Below are 26,497 nucleotides of genomic sequence, written 5' to 3'. Positions count from 1 at the left end.
TTGAGTTTATCATGATAAGAAGTTCAAGGTTGAGAATCAGTTCCTTTGCCGGGACTCTTTAGCATCAAAATGTACTAGATATGAGATGTTCGACTTTTTGCACGGAGCAAATCGTGCCCGTGCAAAAAGTCGAACATCGCGTTAGACAGTAAATTTGTTATGCTGTTCTTCCATTTGTTTGGGCATCGTGTCTTTTTTCGGAAAGGTATGAGACGCACAAAGCTTGGAGTTCACATACTCACCTACCAAACCGTTCTTCGCATAATGGAGCGCCAAATCTTCATGTAAGCCTATGCCGCCGCCTGTTTCTTTTGCTGCGCGGAAATAGATTTTATGTTCATTATGCAATTGAGATAATTGCTCTTTAAATAATTTATCCTCATGATTTTTCATTTCTGATGGAGGTATGTTTTCATGGACAATAACATTGCCCTGGTCTTTGACTTCAATTCCATACACATGAAATTGGCTATTTTTACGCTCTATAAAACGCAAGTAATACCCCTTCTCAAGGCTTGCCAAATCCACTTTGCCATCGAGAACACGAATGCTCCTGCCATGAGTTTCATTTTGCACCTGAAGTTGGATGCCGGCTGCCGCATGTCCTAAATTATCCTCAAGATGCTCACCCATATATTCTTCTAAAGTTTTGATAGCGCTCTTCTCTGGAGGGGGAGGTTTGACTGTCTTCTCTTTTTTGTTTAAGGCGCCATTTATGGTTCCATAGGAAGTAACAGAAGTCTTTTTTGTTTCTTCCTTTACGCCTGACACCGGTTTTCTAAGCTGCGCTTTAGCCGGCGGACTGCTGTAACCGCCAAGCAACATTTGCCCGAAAGTCATATGTCCATTCCACCAGGCGCGCAAGTTAGGAAATAAGATGCCGCTTCCCTTCCGCCAGCTGTTGAATTCGGCAAAAAGGCTGCGTTCGCCGCGAAATATGGCGCGAAGTTTTTCAAAAGGTCTTGAATATAATACGGCACGGCCTTCATGCGCGGGGTCATAGCGGTCGTACACTTTAATCTCGGCCGGGACGACTTTCTTCACTGAAAATTCTTTAAGCAATTCTTTTGTCTTGGTGCCGAGATTTAAATCAGGTGTATTTTTTATTAGTTTAGCAAGCGGAGATTCCTCCTGTGTTTTTGCCCCGCGTAATTTCATGTTTTCTGCCGATTCATACAGTTCTTTCCATAGATATTGGGTTTTTTCTTTAAATTGGGTTAAGTGATGATCGATGGCTTCAGAATTTGGGTTGGGCTTACCCATTTCACTTAATATCTGAGGCCAGATTGCATTCCAAACTTGATCTTTCTCTCTGAAAAATTTAATCCAAAGCGGGTATAAATCCTTATGCTGCGCGGGATCAGTGTTAGGGAGCAAATCCTCAAAAAATGATTTGGCAAGCGTTACATTGAAATCACTTACTGCGTTTTTAATCAAACGCTCGCATTGCCTTTTCCTGTCCATTAAAGCCTGTTGCTGGCTGATATAAGTTTCGGTGTTGGTATAAAAACCGTCATTTAAACTTGATTTTCCTAACCTTTTCTTTAACTCTTCTTTATCAAGCACTAATCGGGAATCTCCCTGGTTTCCGAATCGACCGCTGCGGCCAATCATTTGTTTTAAGTCGCGCTCTCGTGGCAGATAGGTAATTAAGACTTTCAAACCTTTCTCTTGAGCGTTACCCTGCAGTTGGATATCCGTTCCTCGACCCATCATGGGGGTTGATATAGTCACCATGCCTGGTTTGCCCGCTTTTATAACCGCAGCATCTTCGTCTTTACCGGCCATCTGGCTGTGAACACGCTGGATATTTTGAAGCTCAAAGCTTTTTCTGGATAATTTTTCCTTGAGCTTCTCATGTAAAAGATCACTTTGTTTGTCATTTTCACAAAGAACAAGTGTTGGCTGATTGTTGCGGGTTGCCTCAAGAATATATTCGACCAAAGCCTCAAGTTGCTGCTCGGCATTTGCTGTTAACCGAACCGCCTTGTCTTCCCGAAACATTCCTTTATGGCGGGGAATTGAAATAAATGTCATGTCATGGAATAACTGAGCTTCCTGCCGTTCAAATTTTGATTTGGGAATGCTGCCGGTTACACCGATTGAAACGCCTTCGGCATAATCATCCAGCAAACTTTTACTGGTTGAGGAATAAATAATTTGCTTTTCGGCATCCAGAACAAAAGGTTGTTTGCACGATTCAATTTTAGCCAGCAGTGTGTTATCCGTTTCCCTTTTGGGATTTTGTTTCAATAAATTTAACCTGGCGTGCAGACATTGATGCACGCCAAATGAAAATTTCGAATGTGGCGATACCCTGCCGTCAGCAATCAAGCGTGCTTCACTGGCAATTTTAGGACCCAAGGGAGTGACAACCGTTGTATCAGGTTCGATGACAAAATCTTCACCAAACCTAAGCGTTCTTGCGGTAAGCGCTGATTCAAGCCAGGTTTCAATCTGGGCTGTCGGAAGCGCTTTCAGCCTTGCATAAAGCTCGGTTTTACATTTTCCTGCGGCAAAATTAAAGAATGCGCTGTTGCATGCATCCATATCATTGTAAAACAGCTCCAGATGTTTTTTTTCATCGAAAAACTGAACGAGAACCGGATATACCCACTCCATGCCTTTAAGCTTGTCATCGCCCTGGGTTGAATAGTTAAAGCGGGTGTCATAGGCATCAAAATAGGTTTTATCCGCTTCGTCGAGCAATAAGGCGCGACGTGTTCTATCGGGGTCTATGACCAAATCACCATGACCTGCGCTTCGGGCTTTATTGCGAAACAGGCTTAAACTTGACGCGTCAGAATAATTGATACCGCCTATGCAGTATTCACGGGTTTGGGTATCAGGATAGATTAGGTTGGTTTTAGCCCCAAGGAGGGAATAATAAGACTTAAAAGCAAGGTAATCGCGTCTTGCCAATTGCACATCGCTGGTTACAAAATCAACTGTTTTTCCCAAAGCAAACTGGCAGGCATTATGGATAGCCATGATGCGGGATTTACCCTCCCCCGTACCAATTTCACAAAGGTTATGGCCGCCTGATTTTAATGCCGCATAAACCGCGAGATATTGGGTCGTATTGATTTCAAAAGAGCTGCCCGGTTTACCCGCTTTTCCTTTACTGCGGTACAAAAGTTCCGCGGCCGCTGCCACGAGCTTGGCCATACTGGCCTCTTGCGGCTTGGCGTCTGGATGAAAGCTTTTAAATTCCTTAATCAAGTCGGCAGTTGCCTTGTCTTTTGCTGCTTGCGATGCTGCCTCCAGTTCCTTAATTTCTTCTTCGCTAAATTCAACCCCCTGAATGCTATGCTGTGACGGCGTCAATCCTGTTTTTTCTTTTGCTTCTGCCAGATGAAAGCCATTGCTTTTAGGATCATCTTCCTTAAATTCACGAGGGCATGGTGTTTTATCAAACTCAACGTAGCAAGACGTTAGGCTTTTGCTATAATCATTTTCCTTGAGAGCCTTTTCGTGCCAGCCGGATATTTGCTGAAGTGAAGGGTATGGCGCTGTATCATAAAATTGAGCAAGCAGCCCCAGTAAGGCTTGGCCTTTTTCTTCTTGAGCGCATAGCCTTAAAAGCTCTTTGAATTCCTGGGGCTTGAAAAAATAGCCGTTATTTAACAAAGCAGAAGCGATTTTCAGCAATAATTTTTTATGCTTGTTCTCAAGTTGAGTAAACACATCATCACGAAGAATATCCAATAACTTCTCTGGTGTATAATCGCCTTCTTGGCCGCTGTAATGTTCACATAAGGAGCGCACGATATCGACATCATCCAATTCTTTAAATTGCTTCCGCAGGGTCTCTACGCACTCCCAGGCATTGACAATCAACGAACCGGCTTTCTTGTCGTATCCACGAATGTAATTTTTAACAAAATCAATGATCAGATTTTTAGCGCCAGGATACTGTTCAGCAATTTGACAAACTTTACCAAAGACTTCCTGGAACATTCCGGCATAATAACTTCTTCTGTCTTTTTCAAGTTGCAAAGCTTTTAAAGCGTCTTTTATCGATTGCGGATTTAAAGTTGGCACCTCAACTTTTTTTATCGCTTTCTCTTCACTGCCGGATATCTGGGCTTTGGGCTCTTGTTTGGCGGGAACTGTTTTTTTAAAGCTCTCTTTAACGAATCCCCAAAATCGTGTTAAACCTGTGGTAATTTGTTCAGTTACAGATTGAGGTTTGGGTTCTGGTTGCTGCTTTTTTTTCTGCTCCAGTTTTTTTAATTCCTGCTCTTGTAATTCTGCCTCTTTCTGTTTCTTGAGAATCTCGCCAACCGCCCTATCCAATTCCTTGATTGCCGGATCTTTAAAAGAGCTCTTTTCATTAAAGCTTTGAATTTCTTCTTGCAGTTTTTTAAGATCAACTGGTTTTTGTGCGGCAAGAAGTTTTTCAGCGGCATCCAATCGCTTAATGAGTGATTCGAGTATTTGCGCATCTTCTTTTCTATCTTCAAATTGACGTTTTAGGCTGTCCTTGGAACTTTCAAGCAATAATTGCGTCACAAAAGTCAAGGAATCCATTTTAGATACAGCCTTGCTCCTTGTTTTATCAATTTCCGGCAGTATGGTTTTTAAATATAACTGCGCTTTCTGACACAAGCCGTCTGTGCCATGGGATTCAGGCTGAGCCAAGAGGTAATTGAAATCATTGACATGGCCTCTCTCCAACACAGCGTCAATAAGTCCAATATAATCCGCGATGGCAGTTGTTTTGAACAATTCTTCACGCTTTAAATTGCCGAGGAACAAATTGCGCTCGGACGCTTCAAGCGTACCTGCCACAAGCGCTATTTTTTCTACCAATGACTTGTATTGAAGATTATCACCTGGGCTGGAAAATTTGTTTAAAATGAATTCGATAGACTCTTGCTCTTCATTTGCAAACCGTTTTTTAATGATGTTTTTTACATCTTCAGGAATACCAATTGCTTTTAATTTTTCAAAGAAACCCTCGGAGTAATACTTTTCAAAACGCTCTTGGACAGCGTTTTCAATAAACGCTTTATAGTTTTCAGGTTTTTTTTCCAGTAAGAAGTAGTCTTGGCCTAAATTTTGGATAAATTTGTTTAATGTATCAGCATCCAGCTTTTGGGTATCATTTACAAGCTTATTGCGTTCCATTTGCCGCAGTAAGAACAAGGCATAATTGACAGCTTCTTTCTTATCGCCAAACATTGCATCTGCTACGCCTAAATACGTATTCAGATTTTCAATTTTATCAGACTGTAAATTAAAGGTACTGATAAGCTGCATTAACGATTTCAGGCGATCATCAGGATTAGCCAAAGTCCCTTTTTTTTCATTGTATTGCGCAATGCTTAATGCGGTATTGATATGAGAATAGAAGATAGAGTCTTTCGCAGGCCGCTCATAATCAGCTTTCTCATAAAACCTCATGCCTTCATAAATTGCATCTTCATAATACTTGGTTAAAAATTCTAATTGCCAACAGGTCTTATCTAGTCTTTCAATTTTACTGTCGAATTCGCCTTTGATTGTAAAAAGATTGAGAGAGTCGAGCTTCAGCGAGTTGGCAATCATCAGGCATAAATTCACAAGAATAGGTAACGCAGGGGGCTTGCTTAGCGTATACAGCCGGTCAACAAATTGGCCTCGCGCATTGTTTTCTACTCCAGGCAGAAGTGTTTTTACTGCCGAAGGCAGGGGAAGGTTTTCCAATCCTTCAAGCATGATTTTCCATTGCTTAAGCGATTCTTCCACAGACGCCAAATGAAGGCTGTTTTGGGCTCCTGTCGTTGCATCCACAAGCATGGCAGCAAGCTTGGCTTTAAGCTCTATGGGGAACGTTTTTTTATCTTTCTGCAATAAAATTGCCAATGCCTCTTGATAAAAACGAATGGGCAGGCGGTGTTTTTGAGCAGCCAGATAGCGGTAGACATTTTTTGCTAACGCCTTCTCATCCTTGCTTTCGCCAATTTTTTTTGGAGAGTTTGCAGTGTCATACCCATGAACCGCATCATATTCTGTGTCTTTTAAATCCATCTCTGGCAACAGGATGGTGCAGGCTTTCTTATTGATCTCAGCATCATGAATTGCCCGAACTGCACCATTCGATGCCAAGGGAATCGCGCTGACAGTTTCCCACTGCTCTTTTAAGTCCTCTTTCGGGCAATGATTGAGAATGGAAGTTATCCTTGCCAGGGCAACAGGCATGCTTTTTACGCTGGAAAAAGCATCGTTCTGAAGAGGATAAAATTCTAATTTTTTATCCTGAATGAAGGTGGAAAATGCCTTAAAAGCATCAACCAAGGCCGGCAAGTCGTCATAGCCTGCCGCGTTAGCATGTTGTTTAAGCAGTAAATTCCACCATTCTTTTTGTGCGCCTTGTAGCCCCTGAACAGCGCTGATTGCGTCTTGATGGGCCTCAGCTAGAAAAGGCGCATAACTTTGGCCATGAACATATAAATTCTGGTGCAGTGTTTTTAAAACGTCGAGGTTTGTTTTTTCCCATTGGGCAAAGAGCTTTTCTAAACCTGCCTCGCCATATTGATTATAGACTTGCAGCAATGCGTCATGATTAAGGCTCCCGAGCTTTTTTTCCCATCTCTTAACCTGTTCATTTAATTCTTTCTTATCATCTATCAGTATGGATAAAAGGCTTTTTTCCTGCAGAGGCTTAAAGGTTCTGGCAAGTTCCACTGCCTTCTTCACATTTTCTTCCGAACCGAATACAGAAAGCAGTGCATTCGCAGCAGGTTGTATATCCTTAGCGAATTCATCAGGAAAAACGGCGGCAATTTGGGGAAGGTGCCTGACTAATAATTCAAATTTACGGGTTACAAGCTTCCCGTCTTCGAAAGAAAGAGCAAACAGAGCATCAAGCTGCTTCTTGTTGAAATGCAGCAAGAACGGCAGATTATCCTGAAAGCCCTGCACTGCCTCGCGCTCATATTCTGCCTTTTTCAACACTTCCCACTGAGCGGCAATCACTTTATCTCTTTCATCTCCATTTTGCAGTTTTTTAATCGCGGCTTCAAAAAGCGGATATGGAAGATGCTTTAAGGCAGGCCGCTTGCCAAATTGAAGAGCCAATTCATCCTGCTTGCCTGCAAGTAAAGCAATGTTTTTATCATAGTGCAGCACTCTGGAGCCCGTGCCTTCCGGATACTCCACCAAGGCAAACCCGCGCGGCAAGTGATCAAATTCGAGCCCCGACTGAACCTTGTCGCGGTATTTGAGCAACACCTCACATGCCTCGCGGGTTATGCCGCCAAGCAGTGGTTGTCCCAGATATTGCATGCTTTCCTGATGAAAAATATGACCATACCAGGCGTTCCAGGCATCTCTTGCGTCCTGCTCTGACAAAAGATATTGCTCGTCAGAAATCAGGAGTTTACGCTCTTTAAGGTTTGTAAAAAATTTATCAAATTCATTGGCGCTCAAAACATCAAGCGCGCCAATTTCTTTATCTTGCTTTTCTTTATCGATAATGCGCTCGTGAGCAACAGCCACTTCAACCTGTTGCTCCTGTTGCAATTCAACTTCTTTGTTCAGGTTCTTAGTCAAATCAAGGCGGGGGCGGGTACGCTTTTTTTCGGGCTTGTTTACTTCAGTACTTTTTTTGGTTTTTAACTGGCTTTGTTCGGATAAGCCTTGAACCAACTTAAATTGATTCGTCGATACCGCCTCATCAATTTCGCGTTGCAAATCTTGATTTTGAAAAGGCTTTGGCAATATCAGTTCCACAGTAATGCCACGTTCTTTTACATAGTGAACTATGGCTTGCAAATCTTCTTTATTTAGTTTTGACTGCTCATCAACAAGCGTTAATCTTGCAAGTTGGCTTGAGGACATGTTCGATAACAAGGTTTTCAGCTTGACGATAAAGTCTTTCACTCCTTCCTTTGGCATATCAGAGACATTAAGTACCAGCTCTTCAAATCCAATCGGGTTATCTGATGCTGAAAAGGCGTTCAAACCGTCAAGGGCTTCATTCGTACAAGGGGCAATAATCAATTGCGCCAGTGTTTTTTGGTTATTCTTCAACCACCCAGCCAGGCGGGTTAAAAATTCATCATAGTCCTCTTTGCAGAGCGGCGAGTTTTCATCAATCAAGCCGCCTGGAAAAGCGACACTTTTGTCGTAAACACTAATGGTATTTATTTTTTTTATAACAACTGGATGAGTCTGGGACTCAGGACGGATCTTTTCAGATTTTGCAAGGCTATACGGTGCAAGGGCGCTGTCAATCTGTTCGGGAGAGAGGCGTTTATTTTGAGAACCGGTTATGGATTCAAATCGTTTTTTTATGGTTAAATGTTGTAAAATTTCCTCTTTTACTTCGAGTTTTTCCAGCTGTATTTGATAGAATTGCTTCACGAGCGTTGGGCTGTCGGTATCGGAGTTCGCATAACGTACCGCATAGCCATTTTCCTTCACTGTTGAAGCGAGGCTTCCTTCATTCAAAATGGCATGCAACGCACGATAACCGCAAGAATAGCTGTCTTTTTGCTTGGATTCGCCAACTATTGTGCTATGTTGAGTATCGATAACCCATTCTGGAAAGGCTTCAAACGCTTTTTCCTGCTTCTCTTCGTCGAGGTATTTCTCTTGATAATGAATAGCGCTTTCAATTATTTTTTTTATTTCTTTTTTCTGGGTTTCATTTAAGGCAAAGCTGTCTTTGACCTGATACTGTATCATGCGCTTTTGCGGATCTACTGTGATAATACCCGCAAACCAATGAATACCCTCCCGACTTCCCGTACTGCCTTTATTTAAGATAAAAGGAATTGAGTAAGGCTCGGTCACATTTTGTCTTTTTTTACGCTCAAAATGGAGATGCATGCCAATGTCTGTGCTGTTAAAGCGGCTTATGTGCACTGCATCTTTAAGCCCCATGATTGCGAGGGCGCGTTTGATATCAATATCAGTCAGCCATTCCTGGGCGCTCAATGTATTCTTTAAGAACTTTTCCTGGATTCCGAGATTGCTTAATTGCCCGTGAAGGGAGCGAACATCTGTAAAATCAAAAGATTTTTTTGCCAATAGAATGGCTTCTCTTGCCCTGGATTCATGGAACACAAAATTTGCGTCCTGAAACTCAATTGCGGCATCCAGAATCTTAAATAACTGTTTTTGTTCTTTCTGATAAGTTTCGTTTCCTGTAGAAATGGCGGCAAGATTTAAGTGCTCGCCTATTTCCTTTTCAACGAGCGAAAACACACGATGAAAAGCGGTAAAATCATTGCCCTTGATTTGCTGTTTTTTTTCAGACAGGTACTTTTCAATTAAGCTTTTCGCCTGCTCAGGATTTAAATTCATGGATAAGTTCCCGTTAAGATATATAAAACCCCTCTATAAACTGCTTTATATATTCATACATTGTACACTTTTTAATTAAAATTCTCTATTCAGTGTGCATGTAATTTGCATCTATCTAGAACTATAGCAACAAAGGATTAAGTAAATATTAAGTAAAACCATGAGTGTTGTTGGATTTCTTCGATCTGTGCATGGATTACAGCTTTGATATAAACTATAAGTTAGCCATGACTCATTTTTGGGAAAGCCGATGACTTTATCCTCCATTTACTTCCAATTTCAATTTTGCGGTGAAAACTTAATCAATCGTTTGGCGTTTGAAAACAAAGTCAATATCTTTGATACCGAGTTATCTCAAGCGCCGAGCGCGTATCGCGACGCAGTATATGGGTATGCATTCGGCAAACATGTTGAAGAAGTCAACCAGTTGCTTAAAAAAAATGACTCCCTTCTGCCCGAGGCAGTTATGGGATATGCCCGTGGCGGGGCTTTAAAAGAAGCAGACAAGCTGATATCGAATTGTAAGCAAAATAAAGATGCCGCACTGAAAGCAAAAATTTTCGGTATGGCACAGGCAGGCAATACTTTACAAGTCAATATCGCATTGCATACCAGTTCAGAAAAATATCTCTTGCCTGCTATCCTGGGCTATGCATCTGCCAATCTAAAAGAGCCGCTATTTAATCTCCTGGAAGGCACAAGATATTATGGAGATGCGATTAAAGAGGCGGCAAAAAACGGCCATAGCGCGTTGGTAGAGGAATTATTAACTGCCTGCGGCATCAATTGTAACGAATCAGCGGCTAAAGACACCCTCAATGCTGTTGAAGAAATTGCAATACAAAGAATGCTGAATAAGGCATTGATTGGCTACACTCAAGGCTGCCATTTTGCTGATGCCGGAAAAATGATTGCCCTGGGCGCAAATCCTGTTCATGCCGTATCAGAATTAGAAAACATGCCAGGTTCTAAAACTGAAGCCATCGCTCTTTTTACCAAACGCATCCCTAACAAACAAATGTATTCCAAAACCGTGAATGAATTACAAAAAAGGAGTTTTGATTTTAAAGAAACCTTTTTTAAGTCCAATCACACACCCAAAGATGCGGAAAAAATAGATCTTGAGAAATTACAGTCCGACTTTCTGCAATTATTCCCAGACAAGAATGCAGGCATTGAAAACCGAAACACACAATAAGGTTACCGCTTGCTATTTCGGGGATAGCTCTAGCGAAGCGTAGTATGGACAAGGCGGAGCAAAACCCTGGATTACGACTTTGTCTAATCCAGGCTGCAAAATGAATTCACCGAAGTTGTACGCCTGGTCTTGCACCCAGAATTAACGCAGTCTGGCTTGCCATGGCAGTCCCTATATTTTTAGCCACGCGTTCAAGTAAATTATCTTTATGGGTGTAGTCGACGATTCTGTCAATCTTTATGATGTCTCTTGCCAGCTGACCAGAACTTGCAAAGCCATCAATTAGCCCGCGCTTTTTAGCCTGAGCGCCAGTCCAGAATAGTCCTGAAAAGGTTTGATCATCAATCACCAGTCGCTTCCCGCGGCCTTCTTTGACCCTTTTGATGAACTGTTGATGAATGATATCAAGCATATTCTGTAAAATCTTAACTTCTTTTTCGTTTTCTGGAGAGAATTGATCCATAAATCCCTTATAGCGCCCTGCAGTATATAATCTTCTTGAGACGCCAAGCTTGTCCAAAGTATCCACAAAGCCAAAACCGTTATATAAAACACCGATTGAGCCTACGAGACTTGACGGATTGGCGTATATTTCATCCGCAGCCGCCGCAACGTAGTAAGCCGCGGAAGCGCAGGCATCGACGCATACAGCATAAGTCTTGATATCAGGGTATTTTTTGCGGTAATGCATCAGGGCGTTAAACATGTAATCGGCTTGTACCGGACTGCCGCCAGGGCTGTCAATTCGTATGATTAAAGCCTTCAGGCTTTCATTTTCATAAGCATCCTCAAGGCCTTTGACAAAATTATCACTATTAGCGGATTGATCTGCAAAAATGGTTCCTTCAATATCAATTAGGCCAACATGGGGCTTGGCTTTGGCTGCAAGATTTGCGCTGCGTAAAGCTAAAATCTGATAACCAAACCACATAATAAAAAGGAAAATAATGAATCGAAAGACCCATCGCCAAAAGCGCTTGCGTTTTTGTTCGCGCATGTACTCGAGAACCAGCTTATTGACCAGCGCTTGTGATTCGGCATTATCTGTAGAAGAATGATTATTCATAAAAAGACTTGATTTTTTTAAGGCGAATACCCACATTTTACGTGAAACGGAACACAATTTAAACAATCACCACCCCTCTTATCACCATTAATAAGGTAATGCTCATGCGAATGGATAAACTGACATCAAAGTTTCAAATGGCGCTGGCTGATGCCCAGTCTTTGGCAATCGGCCGCGATAATGGTTTTATTGAACCCGAGCATCTGATGAAAGCGCTTCTGGATCAGGAAGGAGGCAGTTGCAGGCCGCTTTTGACCAAAGCAGGTGTGAATATCTCTCAGTTGCGAACATCAGTTGACCAGGCTTTGGAACGATTACCAAAGGTATCGGGCACTGGCGGAGAAATCCATATTTCCAATAATCTCGGACGGCTGTTAAATCTGACTGATAAGTTATCGCAAGAGCGCAAGGATAATTATATTTCCAGTGAATTGTTTATTCTCGCGGCTCTCAAGGAAGGCGGCACACTGGCAAAGCTGCTTAAGCAGGCAGGCGCTGAAAACAAAGCCATTGAAAAAGCGATAGAAGATATTCGCGGTGGAGAAAAAGTCACAGATCCCAACGCTGAAGAACAACGCCAGGCTCTGGAAAAATATACCATTGACCTGACTGAACGGGCAGAACAGGGAAAACTGGATCCCGTGATTGGCCGTGATGATGAAATCCGCCGCACCATCCAGGTATTACAAAGACGAACCAAGAATAACCCTGTGTTAATTGGCGAACCAGGCGTTGGGAAAACAGCCATCGTCGAGGGATTAGCTCAACGCATTATTAATGGGGAAGTGCCGGAAGGCTTAAAAAACAAACGACTTTTATCGCTCGATATGGGCGCTTTGATTGCCGGCGCTAAATTCCGCGGAGAATTTGAAGAGCGGCTAAAAGGGGTATTAAATGATTTGGCCAAGCAGGAAGGGCAGATTATTTTATTTATAGACGAGTTGCATACAATGGTGGGTGCCGGTAAGGCGGAAGGAGCCATGGATGCAGGCAATATGCTAAAACCGGCGCTTGCCCGTGGCGAGCTGCATTGCATTGGCGCTACCACACTTGATGAATATCGCCAATATGTAGAAAAAGACGCAGCCCTTGAGCGCCGATTTCAAAAAATACTGGTTGATGAACCCAACGTTGAAGACACTATTGCTATTCTTCGCGGTTTGAAGGAACGGTATGAAGTGCACCACGGTGTGGAAATTACTGATCCCGCCATCGTTGCGGCAGCAACGCTTTCGCATCGCTATATTTCAGACAGGCAACTACCGGATAAGGCCATTGATTTGATTGATGAAGCAGCCAGCCAAATCCGTATGGAAATTGATTCAAAACCAGAAAGCCTGGATAAGCTGGACAGACGCCTTATCCAATTAAAAATTGAACGCGAGGCTTTAAAAAAAGAAACGGATGAAGCATCCAAAAAAAGGCTGGAAGATTTGGAGCATACGATTCGCGACCTGGAAAAGCAGTATTCTGATTTGGAAGAAGTATGGAAAGCAGAAAAAGCGGCCATGCAAGGAACAACCCATATCAAAGAAGCGCTTGAACAGGCCAAAATTGAATTGGAAACTGCAAAACGCGCAGGCGATCTCGCCCGTATGTCTGAATTACAATATGGCCGTATTCCGGAACTTGAAAAACAGCTGGCTCAGGTTTCAACATCAGAAAGCAAAGAGCCTAAATTAGTGCGCAATAAAGTTACCGAAGAAGAAATTGCTGAAGTAGTTTCAAAATGGACGGGCATCCCTGTTGCAAAAATGCTTGAAGGTGAAAAGGAAAAATTGTTACACATGGAAGAAGCCTTGCATCAACGGGTCATTGGCCAAAATGAAGCTGTGGATGCGGTTGCCAATGCAATCCGCCGTTCTCGCGCGGGATTGGCAGATCCAAATCGCCCTATCGGTTCATTCCTATTTTTGGGTCCAACAGGCGTTGGTAAAACAGAACTTTGCAAGGCATTGGCTGCTTTCCTGTTTGATACAGTTGAAGCCATGATCCGAATTGACATGTCAGAATTTATGGAAAAACATTCAGTAGCCAGGCTGATTGGCGCGCCTCCTGGATATGTCGGTTATGAAGAGGGCGGATACTTGACTGAAGCAGTCCGGCGCAGACCTTATTCTGTTATTTTACTGGATGAGGTGGAAAAAGCGCATCATGATGTATTTAATATTTTGCTGCAAGTGCTCGATGACGGGCGTTTAACCGATGGTCAGGGGAGAACGGTTGATTTTCGCAACACAGTCGTTGTTATGACTTCCAATATTGGATCTGACATCATTCAAGATATTGGAAGCAAAATGACCTATGAACAAACCAAAGATGCTGTTATGGAGCTCGTGCGCCAGCATTTCCGCCCGGAGTTTATTAACCGAATTGATGACACCGTCGTGTTCCATGCTTTAACCAGGGAACAAATTGCAAGTATTGCGACCATTCAAATCAATTATCTTCGCCAGAGGCTTAATCAGCAAGATATTGATCTGTCGGTTGAACCAAGTGCTCTTGAATACCTGGCGGAGGCAGGCTTTGATCCGGTTTATGGAGCCCGCCCTTTAAAAAGAACCATACAGCAAAAGCTCGAAAATCCATTGGCTCAATCGTTATTACAAGGGCAATTTCAGCCTGGCGATACTGTCGATGTTTATATGGAGAATGGCAGTTTGGCATTTAAAGTCAAAAAGAAAGGATAATTGTCATTCCCGCGAAGGCGAATCTATCTCAGCGCTGGCAATGGAAAATTAATTTGATTGAAGGGCTTGGCTCAGAATGGCGTGCTCTGCATGAAGAAATGAGCTCTTCATATAGGTATCCTGGATGCCTCGGGCAAGCCGAGGCACATAAGGCGCGAAGAGCAATCAACACGCCCTATCCCGATTACTTTTTCTTTTTAGGCATATAAAGATCAGTAATGCTGCCCTCGAAAATTTCAGCTGCCTGGGCTATGGTTTCAGATAAGGTCGGATGCGGGTGGATGGTTAAAGCAATATCTTCCACATCACAACCCATCTCAATTGCCAGCGCAGTTTCTGCAATCAAATCTCCGGCATTGATACCAACAATCGCCGCTCCCAAGATGCGTCTCGTATCTGAGCAAAAGAGCAGCTTGGTCATTCCTTCTTCGCGCCCCATGCTTAAAGCACGTCCGCTTGCCGCCCAGGGAAATACCGCTTTTTCATAAGAAATATTTTGCGCCTTGGCCTCTTTTTCGGTAAGGCCTGCCCAGGCAACTTCAGGATCGGTATAGGCAACGCTTGCGATGCATTTCGGATCAAAATAATGCTTTTTACCACTGATGACTTCCGCTGCCACTTTTCCTTCAGGGATTGCCTTATGGGCCAACATTGGCTGTCCGACCACGTCTCCAATGGCGTAGATGTGGCTAACATTGGTGCGCATTTGCTTATCCACATGGATAAAGCCGCGATCATCAACCTGTACACCTGCCTTTTCGGCAGCAATATTGCCGCCATTTGGCCTGCGGCCAACTGCAACGAGCATTTGCTGGAAACACATGGGCTTGTCTGTTTTGTGCTCGCCTTCCATGGTGACATATAACCCGTCTTTTTTGGCTTCGACATGGGTTACCTTGGTTTTTAAGAGGAATTTAACGCCTTTTTTACTCATGCGTTTTTGCAAAACATTCACAATATCTGCATCGGCACCAGGCATTAATTGATCCATGAATTCAACAACCGTGACATCGACTCCCAAAGCCGCATACACGGTTGCCATTTCAAGGCCAATGATTCCGCCGCCAAGCACTAAAAGACTGCCTTTGATATCATTAAGCTCAAGCGCACCTGTAGAGCTGAAAATTCGCTTGTCTTCCGGAATAAAAGGCAACCTTACAGATTCGCTGCCAACCGCTATGATGGCGTTTTTAAAATGAACCTTCACTGCACCGTCTTTGGTGTCAACAATCACCTGGTGCGAATCGGAAAATTTTGCCTCCCCCCTGACTACTTCAACTTTGCGTTGTTTTGCCAGCGCGTTGAGCCCGCCTGTTAATTTTTTAACCACAGAATTTTTCCAATTGACAAGTTTTTTACTGTCCAGTTCAGGTTCAGCAAAAGAAATTCCATGCTCTCCCATCTCACGCGTCTCATCGAGGACTTTGGCTATATGTAATAAAGCCTTGGAAGGAATGCAGCCCACATTCAAACAAACACCGCCTAAATTCTCATACCGCTCCACAAGAACGACCTTCTGGCCTAAATCCGCCGCGCGGAAAGCTGCGGTATAACCGCCTGGGCCACTGCCAATTACCACTACATCTGCATTAATTTCTGTTGTCATGTTAAAGCCTCATTTATATAAACTTTTTTACAATAATACTTTGCGGATATCGCCTAAACTGTCACTGATATACCGGGTAAATCTTGCCGCTTCTGCTCCGTCAATAACGCGATGATCATACGATAAGGATAAAGGAAGCATCAGGCGAGGTATGAATGCGCCGTCTTTAAACACGGGCTTCATCAATGAACGGGATAATCCAAGTATTGCCACTTCAGGGCTGTTCACAATCGGAGTAAATGCCGTGCCCCCTATGCCGCCCAAGCTGGAGATGGTAAAACAGCCGCCGCTCATATCAGCGGGCATGAGTCCTTTTTCACGGGCCTTATTGCTCAAGCGCCCCATTTCCTGTGCTATTTCGCTTACGGTTAGGCGGTTGATTTCCTTGATAACGGGAACCACAAGACCATTAGGTGTTTCAACTGCGACACCGATATTGACATATTTTTTGAATATCAGATTTTCACCGCTTTCATCCAGGGAACTGTTAAATTGCGGATAAACCGTCAGCGCCTTGCCGACAACTTTACAAACAAAAGCAAGCAAAGTGAGTTTAAACCCTGCTTTTTTGGCCTCTTCAGCCTGGGAGTTACGAAATGACTCAAGATCAGTGATATCTGCTTCATCAAATTGTGTCACATGGGGAATAGTAATCCAGGAGCGATGTACATTCACACCCGTTAGGCGCTTGATTTTATTTAAAGGCCTGGTTTCAATTTCGCCAAATTGGCTAAAATCAATTTTTGGTGCGGCAGGTAGCGCCACAGGACCTTTGGCTGTTTTTTCCTGCAATTTGGTTTTTACATAGTTTTGAACATCTTCGGTCGTGATTCTTGACTTGCGACCTGTGCCTCGAACTTCAGCAAGATTAATGCCAAATTCATGCGCTATCCGCCTTACTGCTGGACCTGCTGGAATGGCTGCTTCTTCTAAAGTGGCAGACGAGAATGGTTGAGCAGGTTCTGTAACTCTCGTTTCAGGTTCTTTCGCAGGCCCTCTGGCTTCTTTTTGGGGCAGGGATTCCTTTTTTGCCTGTTTTTCTTCCTGTACTTCTCTTTTTTGTTGTGCCTGAGATACATTTTCTATTGTGAGCAAGGTTAAAATTTCATCTCCTTCAGCAACCTTGTCTCCGACTTTGATTCGGATAGAACGCACTTTACCGGAATAAGGAGATGGAATATCCATGCTGGCTTTATCAGACTCAAGGGTAATTAAGGGCGTGTCTTTCTCGATTTCCTCGCCTTCCGAGACGAGAACCTCAATTACATCTACGTTGCTTGCTCCTCCTATATCAGGAACCTTGACAGATTTCTCTTTTGGTTCAGAAGTGACTTTATCCTTGACAGTCTCTGTTTTGCCTGGATGTTTCTCAACATGAGTTTTATTGCCTGATTGTTCATTTTCTTTTTCAGCAGATGTTTCAGGCTGATAACCGGCTTCATTAGCCAGCGTCAGAATGATATCGCCCTCTGATACTTTGTCGCCTACCTTTAACTTGATGTCCTTGACTATCCCGCTTTCAGGAGCCGGGATATCCATACTGGCCTTGTCAGACTCTAACGTGATTAACGGAGTATCCTGCTCGATTTCATCTCCTTCTTTAACCAGTATTTCAATGACATCCACATCCGTGGCGCCACCAATATCAGGTATTTTTATTTCTTTTAGATTTGCCATACTTATTTCTCGCTTTATTAGCTTGATTTTCCAATGTATGAATGCTGCTTTCTGAAGGCTTGGGCCTTTATATCAAAAATTCAACAAAGCAGATCTAGCCAACCTATTCCAGAATGGGTTCCGGGAGTTTCACTCTGGCTTGATCCAGCGGCTTTCAAGCCTTGATGGGCTTGAAAGCCGCTAGCATCAAAGGCATCAATTTCATACCTATGTGCGACCAGTCTGATATTAATGATTCACCGGGTCTAGTTTATCACGGTCAATGTTATAGCGTTTCATAGCATCAAGAACAGATGATTTTGGTAGTTGTCCCTGATCTGCCAGGGCATTTAATGCGGCAATGACAATGAATTTTGCATCCACTTCAAAAAAGTGCCGCAATCGGGCCCGTGTATCACTTCGGCCAAAACCGTCAGTACCCAATGTCACATAAGGCGCTTCAATATAGGGTCGAATTTGATCGGCATACAGGCGCATATAATCAGAAGCCGCAACAACAGGACCTTTTCTGCCAGACAACTGTTGGCTGACATAGCTTTGTTTTGGAGATTCATCCGGATGCATACGGTTATAACGCTCTATTGCCATTCCGTCCCTGCGCAACTCATTAAAGCTTGTGACGCTCCATATATCCGCGGAGACAGAATAATCTTCCCGTAACATTTCAGCGGCTTTAATCACTTCGCGAAGAATAGCCCCACTTCCCAAAAGCTGCACATGTTGTTCCTGTTTTTTATCCGCTTCCTGCAGCAAATACATCCCTTTGATTATTCCTTCCTCAACACCTTCCGGCATCTCGGGTTGATGGTAATTTTCATTCATTACCGTAATGTAGTAAAACACGTTCTCTTGTTTTTGATACATTCGATATAAACCATGATGAATAATAACGGCTAATTCATAAGCAAAGGTGGGATCGTATGCGACGCAATTGGGAATGGTTGACGCCAAAATATGGCTATGGCCATCTTGGTGCTGCAAGCCTTCGCCTGCCAGTGTTGTTCTTCCTGAAGTAGCGCCGAGAAGAAATCCCCGCGCCCGCATATCCCCTGCAGCCCATGCCAGATCCCCGATGCGTTGAAAACCAAACATTGAATAATAGATATAAAAGGGAATCATGGGTAATTGATTAGTGCTGTATGAGGTGGCTGCGGCTATCCAAGAGCAGAAAGCCCCAGCCTCATTGATCCCTTCTTCTAACATTTGCCCATCGCGAGCTTCGCGATAATACATCACCTGCTCATGATCAACCGGCGTATATAACTGGCCGACCGGGGAATAAATTCCAATCTGGCGGAATAAGCCTTCCATGCCGAAAGTACGGCTTTCATCAGGAACTATCGGAACAATGCGTTCACCCAGATTTTTATCTTTTAACAATATCGACAAAATTCGGACAAATGCCATGGTTGTTGAGATTTCCCGGTCACCAGAGCTTTTGGTAACTGCAGAAAAGTGAGACAGGTCTGGAATTTCAAGCTGTTCTGCTTCGCTGCTTCTGAACGGCAAATACCCGCCTAATTCTTCACGCTGTTTGCGTATGAATTGGATTTCCGGGCTGTCCTCGCTTGGCCTATAAAAAGGCAACTCGGTAATTTTGCTATCACTTACTGGAATGCTGAATCGATCCCTGAAAGCCCGTAGCTGTTCTATAGACATTTTCTTTTGCTGGTGAGTAATGTTTAACCCCTCACCTGCGGCTCCCATGCCGTATCCTTTGATCGTTTTCGCCAGAATAACGGTTGGGCTGCCTTCATGCTCTACTGCCGAAGCATAGGCGGCAAAAACTTTCTGCGCATCATGGCCGCCTCGGTTCAAACGCCAGATCTCCTCATCAGACATATGCTCGACCATTTTTTTGAGCTCGGGATACTGGCCAAAAAAATGTTCGCGAACATAAGCGCCGTCATTAGCCTTATAACTTTGGTAATCGCCATCCACACATTCTTCCATCCGTTTTTGCAGCAAGCCGTCCTTGTCCCTTGCAAAGAGCGGATCCCAGCGGCCTCCCCAGATCACCTTGATAACGTTCCAACCCGCGCCGCGGAATAAACCTTCAAGCTCCTGGATGATTTTACTGTTTCCACGCACAGGACCATCAAGGCGCTGCAAATTACAGTTTACGACAAAGATTAGGTTATCCAGCTTTTCCCTGGCCGCGATGGATAAGGCCCCTACTGATTCAGGTTCATCCATTTCACCATCGCCAAGAAACGCCCATACTTTACGCCCTTTTGCTTCAATCAGGCCTCGATTTTCAAGATATTTAAGGAAGCGTGCCTGATAAATAGCCTGTAGAGGACCCAAACCCATAGATACAGTGGGAAACTGCCAGAAATCTTCCATGAGCCATGGATGAGGATAAGATGATAACCCATCCTTTTCAATTTCCTGTCGAAAATTATCAAGTTGCTGCTCGGATAACCTGCCCTCCAGGAAAGCCCTGGCATAAATACCGGGCGATGAATGGCCTTGAATATAGAGCAAATCGCCGCCATTGTTTTTAGGGCCTTTAAAAAAGTAGTTAAACCCGATCTCATAGAGTGTAGAAGCAGATGCATAAGTCGCAATGTGCCCGCCCAATTCGGGTGCGTGCTTACCGGCGCGTAAAACCATGACAACCGCATTCCAGCGGATTAACGCATTAATGCGTTTGCCTATTCCTTCATCAGGCGGCATTTGTTTTTCTTCATGCGGTTTTATGGTATTGCGGTATGGAGTATGGATGGATGTGGCAAGTTTAATGCCCTGGGCACTGGCTTTATTGAGCAACTCTTGCAGCAAGAACGCCGCGCGCTCATTACCATCATGGATGATCACTGATTGCAATGCATCCAGCCATTCCCGGGTTTCGGTTGGATCAATATCATTCATTTGTTCGTTTGTCATGAAGTTCCCCGCTAAATAATATCAGCAGCAAGTTGGCGCAACCTGCAGCCTTTTATGAATTACTCCTGTACATGATTGCTGACACACATGATAATCCGCGGAGCAATCACAGGTTGTTTTGCGGCATTGTAGAGGATCGTGGTAGGATTTCAACTCACGAGCAATAATTTTACCCTGTACGCACTGTTGATGGCGGTAACGCAGATAATGTTTGCCCGCTGATTCCATGGCGCAGGCCGCGCATTGCCTGCAGCTATCCTGACATAATTTTGTGCAAGATATAAAGTTCTCTTTGCATTTTATCTGGCAAAGTGCATTATTGCCCTGAGATGTGTGGCTTTGGCATCCAGCCAGCAACAGGATTGAAGCTGCCATGCTAATTCGGATAAGTATTTGAACCATAATTAATGAACCTTAAGCTAATCTTTTTATATATAAACCCCGTCACACCCAGGAAGCGAGGGTAAGGAAAGATAATAGAACGAGTAAAATGAGAAGCGCATGTTCCACCAGAGTTTCAGCTTGCGGAATATTCAGGGATTGCTCCTCTCCTATGCCGGAAGCCCCGAGTCCGCAAAGCCTTAAGATATTCTGATTATTACTCGGCAGGGTAAAAAATAATTTTGCGAAATGATGAAACCCCGCCTGAAAGTTTCCTGCCAATAAATAAAGCAAAGCGGTCATTTTAGCGGGCAGCCATTCAAAAATACCAGTCAGCAACCTGGCATTTCCATCTACCTGCTCCTCGTTCTGACACAATGAAATCATTCGGTATAAGAGGGTTGCAAGGGGGCCAAGCGCCATATACCAAAAAATCACTGCAAAAAGCTTGCTATTTGCCTCTATCAGATAGTTGGCGGTTCTTGAGTCGCTGGATTCAGACCCTTTAAAGTAAAATGGGTTCTCAGGCCCCAGGCAATAATAAAAAATAATGATATTGAAAACCAGTTCAGCAAAGCCATAAAATATCGAACCGGATATATATAAAATAACTGATGCCGCAGTGAGCAGGGGCGTGACAACCGCTACAAGCTTGGCCCATGATGAAGATAAAAAAGGTATTTTTTGAAGTTTTGAAATTAGTGTGTGACAATAATTTGAAAACCAATAAAACCGTTTGCCAGAAGCAGCGTGCACAAAAAAACGCTCGCTCAGCAAAGCAACGACCACCACAAACAGTTTCATATTCATCTCCTCAGTCTTTACGCATTTTTTCTGTCAGTGAAAGAGGCGTTGGATATTTTAAAACAACAACATAAGAAGATACGATAAATGTCAGGATTGTCGTGGCCTGAATCAGATTGGATGTAGCATCGGATATCAGGCCGCTGCTTAGGGCAATGCTTGCTACCAGCAGGGAAAATTCACTGGCTTGCCCCAGGCGCACGCCCACCTCTTTTGCAACCGCTTTTTTCTCACCGGCCTTATACAGCAAGAAATAAAAGCAAATCGGTTTTAAAAAAAGCATCAGCGAGGCGAGCAGAAATGCCGGAATCACGATTTGCGCGGCATAACCGAAGTTAAACGTTGCCCCCACAAAAAAGAAGAACATCACGAGGCAAAAGTCACGCAAAGGTTTCAAACTTTCGGCAATGAAGAGAGAAATAGGACTGGATGCAAGCGCTACGCCAGCCACAAATGCGCCAATATCTTCTGAAAGTCCCAACTTATGCGCAAGAATAGATAAACCAAGACACCAGCCAATAGATAACAGAAACACATACTCCTGGGTTCTGTCGAAACGAGCCAGAAGTTTTATCAAAATATAGCGCTCGACCAAAAAGGCAAACAGGATCAATGAGGGAAGCGCAACGCCAACCAGCACTAAATCATCCAGGGATAATCCACCTCCCTGCTGCGCCCCATTGATTATGATCAGCACCACAATAGCAATTAAGTCCTGCATCAAAAGGACGGAAATCATCACTTCCCCTGTGTGCTGATGATGCAGAATGGTGGTTGGCAGTAATTTAAGCCCTATGATGGTACTCGAAAAAAGCATGGCTGCGCCAAGCACCCAGGATTCTGCTGAACTCAATCCAAACCAGCGGCCCACCCAATAGGAAATCAAAGCAAAAACAATAGAACTGATTAATGCAATCCAGGTTACTTTCTTTAGCATATGGATCAGATTTTGCGGCTGCAAATGTAATCCCAGTAAAAATAACAGAAATACAATGCCCATATCGCCAACTTGCTGAACAGCACTTAAGTCAGTAATTAATCGTAAGCCCCAGGGGCCTAAGGCTGCGCCTAATAAAATGTATGCAACCAGCAGAGACTGCCTGGTGTATAAAACAAGAGTAGATAAAGCCGCAGCGCCGCCGAAAATTAAAAAAATTGTGTAAAAAACAGCACCGTCATGCATAAAATCAATACCTCAGGATATGTCAATATAAACCTGTTTCAACGAATGCGGGTATCAATCCTGATGATAACCCTCATGCGCTGCCTTACCCCCTAAAAACCCTGTAAGCGTAAAAAGTATACCCTAATAATACCGGCAACATAATAACCATCCCTGCCCAATAAAAAGCAGCGCTGAATCAGGCGCTACGCCTAGCCGCATTGCCATACCGCAAGGGTTTCAACAGGGATATACGCTGCCCTTGAGACAGGATATTTAAGTCCCCTAAAAGTAGCATGTTTCCGAGGCTAAATACAGTTATCAACCATTTTCCCAGAAAATCACGCTTTAAGGGTATATACTTTCTATTAAAGCGAATCACCAACAATATTTTGATCATTGTTCCATGTGATTAAAAAAGCAGACCCTATATGTTAAAAAAATTACAAAAAGCTTTAAATTCAATTGTATTAGGTAAAGAAGAAGTAGTTAGGCTCTCTATCAGTTGCTTGCTTGCAAATGGACATCTGTTGCTTGAAGATATCCCAGGCATGGGAAAAACCACCTTAAGCCATGCTCTGGCGCATTTTACCGGCATGCAGTACCGACGCATCCAATTTACAAGCGATCTCTTGCCAAGCGATCTTCTTGGCGTCTCTATATTTGATATCCAGCAACAAAAATTCCATTTTCACCGCGGTCCGATTTTCTCGCAATTGATTCTTGCAGATGAAATCAACCGGGCAACCCCAAAAACACAAAGCGCATTACTTGAAGCAATGGAAGAGAGGCAGGTTACGACTGATGCGGGGACTGAACCGCTTCCTGTGCCTTTTTTCGTGATTGCCACGCAAAATCCGGTACATCAAACAGGAACCTATCCCTTGCCAGAGTCGCAACTGGACAGATTTCTAATGCGCCTTTCAATTGGGTACCCCCCTCCCGATGCGGAAAGAGCGTTATTGCTGAATAAGGAACAAAGATTGATGCTTGCTGAATCCCCGGCGATTGCGAGCCCCGAACAGCTTTTAGAACTGCAGCGCCAGTGCCAGAAAATCACCGTATCGCCTTTAATCCTTGATTACGTTCAGGATATATTACACGCAAGCCGCAGCCACGACTGGTTTAATCACGGCCTGAGTCCACGGGCAGGGCGCTCCATTATCAGCGCCTCTCAAGCGTATGCCATGGTCAATGACCGTGATTTTATTCGTCCCGACGATGTGCAGGCAATATTACAGGCAGTGGTCAATCATCGGCTGGTGCTCAAAAAATCTGACATTCTGCTTTCTCCGGCAGATCTTTTGCTCAATCATGTTAAGGTTCCGGTTTAATGGCTTCAATCAATACATTTTTTACAAAAAAAATTCTGAAATGGATTAAAAAACGCGCCCCCACTGGCAATCCCCAGATATTACATTCAAAACAAATTTATATTTTTCCCTCAGGATTTGGGTTGGCGTTTATATTGGTGCTCTTGTCTTTGACCATCGGCGCTATTAATTATCAACTGAATGCGGCTTTTTTGCTGGCCTTTTGCATGGTTTCTCTTGCGCTGCTTTCCATGTGGGAGAGCCATCGTAATATAAAAGGCTTAACGATAAGCTGTCAATCGATTGAAGATACCGAACAAGGCAAGCCTGTGGCAATTTCGTTTTCAATTCAAGGTGATAAATTTATCCGCTATGGATTAACATTTTCATTTCCAGGAGGAGAAGCAATCAGGATTGACTGCATTTCAAAACAAGGCTGTACTGTAGTGTTGCCTTTAGCCACTCCCAAACGCGGCCGCTTTATCCTGCCTCCAGTCACAATCAAGAGCTTATTTCCGCTCGGTATATTTTCAGTGCGTGCCACCTTGTTTTTTAATCGTGAATACTATGTTTATCCCGCAGCTAAAAATCCTGGGTTTTGGCCTCTTAAGCAGACTGGAAATGATGAAAAACAATACCTCAGCCATCAAATCGGCGAGGAAGAATTATATGAATTGAAATCTGTTTTGAATCCTTGGGCTCAGGCAGGACGTATTGCCTGGAAAATTTCCGCCCGCGGGCAGGGATGGTATCTGAAAACCATGGTTAGCCCTGCAGGCGAAAATTGGCTTTTTCGTATTGAAGATCTGGATAACCAGGAAGAGGAGCTTAATTTACAGCAGCTGAGTTATTGGCTTCAGACTGCGGAGCAGGAGGGACATGCCTACGGCCTGGATTTACAGGGAAAACGAACAGAAATCAGCCATGGCAGGCAGCATTTGCAGAAATGCTTACGGGAATTGGCCACTTATGAGAATTAACTACCGCCAACAAGTACCTTTTTTAACGCTTTGCTATACGTTGCTCGTTATGGGGTTTTGCTTTCTTCCCCATGTGTTTGCCACACCCTGGTGGCTATCATTCCTTGCCCTGGTTGCCGTCTCCTATCAGGCAACAGCGCATTATTATTATTTTCCAATCCTGCCGCGATGGTTGCGCCTTATTCTTGTCATGCTTCTCCTTGCCTTGCTTAAATGGCAATACGGCTCTTTTTTTTCCAGCGGTTTTTTTATCGGCGCTCTGACGAGTTTTTTTTGGTTAAAAATTATTGAAATTCAGACTTTACGTGATATCAAAGTAGTTATCCTGACCAGTTTTTATATCATATTCACGGCCCTTGTATTGCATGCAAAACTATGGATTCTCTTGTATCTTATCGCCTCCATAAGCGCCATTTTATTTTTATCGCTTAAGCTCGTTTTGCCTTCAATATCTGCGGGTCAATTAGCCAGGCAAAGTTTGAAGTATCTGCTTATTGTACTTCCGATTACGATTTTAATGTTTTTTCTATTTCCCAGGGTGAATCCATTATGGCATGTGACACCTCCTTCGCAAGGACATACGGCTTTTAAAGAAGAAATGAGTCCAGGCTCTCTTTCTTCACTGGCGCCTGACGAAAGCACAGTCATGCGCATCACATTTAAAAACCCAAAAGCAACCCCAGCCCTTTACTGGTATGGATTAATACTGGATTACTATGATGGCGCGGGATGGAAACAATCGAAAAAGAATAATGTTTTTTTCCCTCTTGCTCTTTTGCCTTCAAAGCAAGAAGCTGAATATGAAATTCTACTCGAGCCCCATGAAAAAAAATGGCTGTTTTATTTAAAAAATCCCGGTGAAGGATGGCCAAAACTTATGTTCTCCTCTTCAGTCGGTCTGATGAGATGGAATGGCGAGCCTGTGACCCGCCGTTTTTCATACGGATTAACCAGCCAAAAAAATCAGGCCATTTATTTAAGCCCAGTCGAGAAACAACAAAATTTACAATTACCTGCTCATGCAAATCCTCGCTTAAAACAATGGGCCGAAGACAGAAAGCGGCAGTTCCAAGGCAGCAATACCCAGTTTGTACAACAAATTTTACACCATATTCAGCAAAAGCCATTCTGGTATCGGCTTAATCCCAAGCCGGTAGGGCACGGCTCTGACCAGCTTGATTTATTCTGGTTTGAAACCAGGGAAGGATATTGCGAACATTATGCAAGCGCCGTAACGTTTATTCTACGTTCAGCAGGAATCCCTGCGCGGGTTGTGCTTGGGTATCATGGCGGTGAATGGAATCCTTTTGGACAATATTTGCTTGTCAGGCAAAAAGACGCCCACGCCTGGCTTGAGTACTGGCAAGAAAATCATGGCTGGAAACGTATTGACCCTACATCTTATATTGCTAGAGAACGAATTGATCAAAGCAT

12 protein-coding genes are annotated in these 26,497 nt (G+C 43.6%); 5 read left to right on the top strand and 7 right to left on the bottom strand.

The window, feature by feature from the left end:
* Positions 1-141 precede the first annotated feature (141 nt).
* Positions 142-9,297, bottom strand: coding sequence for a preprotein translocase subunit SecA (locus Llon_RS04370; protein ID WP_058528843.1), 9,156 nt, complete (start codon positions 9,295-9,297; stop codon positions 142-144).
* Positions 9,298-9,547: 250 nt separating this feature from the next.
* On the opposite strand from Llon_RS04370, the gene Llon_RS04365 reads away from it, so the two are divergent.
* Positions 9,548-10,495 (top strand): hypothetical protein, encoded by a 948-nt coding sequence (locus tag Llon_RS04365; RefSeq protein ID WP_058528842.1) that lies wholly within the window; start codon positions 9,548-9,550, stop codon positions 10,493-10,495.
* A gap of 106 nt (positions 10,496-10,601) precedes the next feature.
* On the opposite strand, the gene Llon_RS04360 is transcribed toward Llon_RS04365, so the two are convergent.
* Positions 10,602-11,561, bottom strand: a complete 960-nt coding sequence (locus tag Llon_RS04360; RefSeq protein WP_058529094.1) for a S49 family peptidase — start codon at positions 11,559-11,561, stop codon at positions 10,602-10,604.
* Between the two features lie 104 nt (positions 11,562-11,665).
* Here Llon_RS04360 and clpB point away from each other — a divergent pair, with 104 nt between their 5' ends.
* Positions 11,666-14,251: an ATP-dependent chaperone ClpB gene (clpB, locus tag Llon_RS04355; RefSeq protein WP_058528841.1), complete on the top strand. Its 2,586-nt coding sequence runs from the start codon at positions 11,666-11,668 to the stop codon at positions 14,249-14,251.
* A gap of 184 nt (positions 14,252-14,435) precedes the next feature.
* Here clpB and lpdA read toward each other — a convergent pair whose 3' ends face one another.
* From lpdA to Llon_RS04325, 5 genes are all read right to left on the bottom strand, one after another.
* Positions 14,436-15,857, bottom strand: coding sequence for a dihydrolipoyl dehydrogenase (lpdA, locus tag Llon_RS04350; RefSeq protein WP_058528840.1), 1,422 nt, complete (start codon positions 15,855-15,857; stop codon positions 14,436-14,438).
* Positions 15,858-15,884: 27 nt separating this feature from the next.
* Complete coding sequence (gene aceF / locus Llon_RS04345) at positions 15,885-17,534, bottom strand: dihydrolipoyllysine-residue acetyltransferase (protein WP_058528839.1); 1,650 nt, start codon at positions 17,532-17,534, stop codon at positions 15,885-15,887.
* A 228-nt stretch (positions 17,535-17,762) separates the two neighbouring features.
* On the bottom strand, positions 17,763-20,423 hold the full coding sequence (gene aceE, locus Llon_RS04340; RefSeq protein WP_058528838.1) for a pyruvate dehydrogenase (acetyl-transferring), homodimeric type: 2,661 nt from the start codon (positions 20,421-20,423) through the stop codon (positions 17,763-17,765).
* 444 nt (positions 20,424-20,867) lie between these two features.
* The gene (locus tag Llon_RS04330; RefSeq protein WP_058528836.1) at positions 20,868-21,608 is read right to left on the bottom strand and encodes a hypothetical protein; all 741 of its coding nucleotides are present in this window, start codon (positions 21,606-21,608) and stop codon (positions 20,868-20,870) included.
* A 10-nt stretch (positions 21,609-21,618) separates the two neighbouring features.
* Positions 21,619-22,791: a cation:proton antiporter gene (locus Llon_RS04325; RefSeq protein WP_058528835.1), complete on the bottom strand. Its 1,173-nt coding sequence runs from the start codon at positions 22,789-22,791 to the stop codon at positions 21,619-21,621.
* A gap of 410 nt (positions 22,792-23,201) precedes the next feature.
* Between Llon_RS04325 and Llon_RS04320 the strand changes: the two genes are divergently transcribed.
* The 3 genes from Llon_RS04320 to Llon_RS04310 all read left to right on the top strand — a co-directional run.
* Complete coding sequence (locus Llon_RS04320) at positions 23,202-24,104, top strand: AAA family ATPase (RefSeq protein ID WP_058528834.1); 903 nt, start codon at positions 23,202-23,204, stop codon at positions 24,102-24,104.
* Complete coding sequence (locus tag Llon_RS04315; protein WP_058528833.1) at positions 24,104-25,063, top strand: DUF58 domain-containing protein; 960 nt, start codon at positions 24,104-24,106, stop codon at positions 25,061-25,063. Before Llon_RS04320 ends, Llon_RS04315 begins: the two co-directional genes overlap by 1 nt.
* Positions 25,053-26,497, top strand: a 1,445-nt coding sequence (locus Llon_RS04310) for a transglutaminase TgpA family protein (RefSeq protein WP_058528832.1), incomplete at its 3' end; no start/stop codon positions are given. The genes Llon_RS04315 and Llon_RS04310, both read left to right, overlap by 11 nt.

Source organism: Legionella londiniensis (assembly GCF_001467825.1).
In the GTDB taxonomy this organism is placed as follows: Bacteria; Pseudomonadota; Gammaproteobacteria; order Legionellales; family Legionellaceae; genus Legionella_A; species Legionella_A londiniensis.
This window is presented reverse-complemented; position numbering and strand designations above follow the sequence as displayed.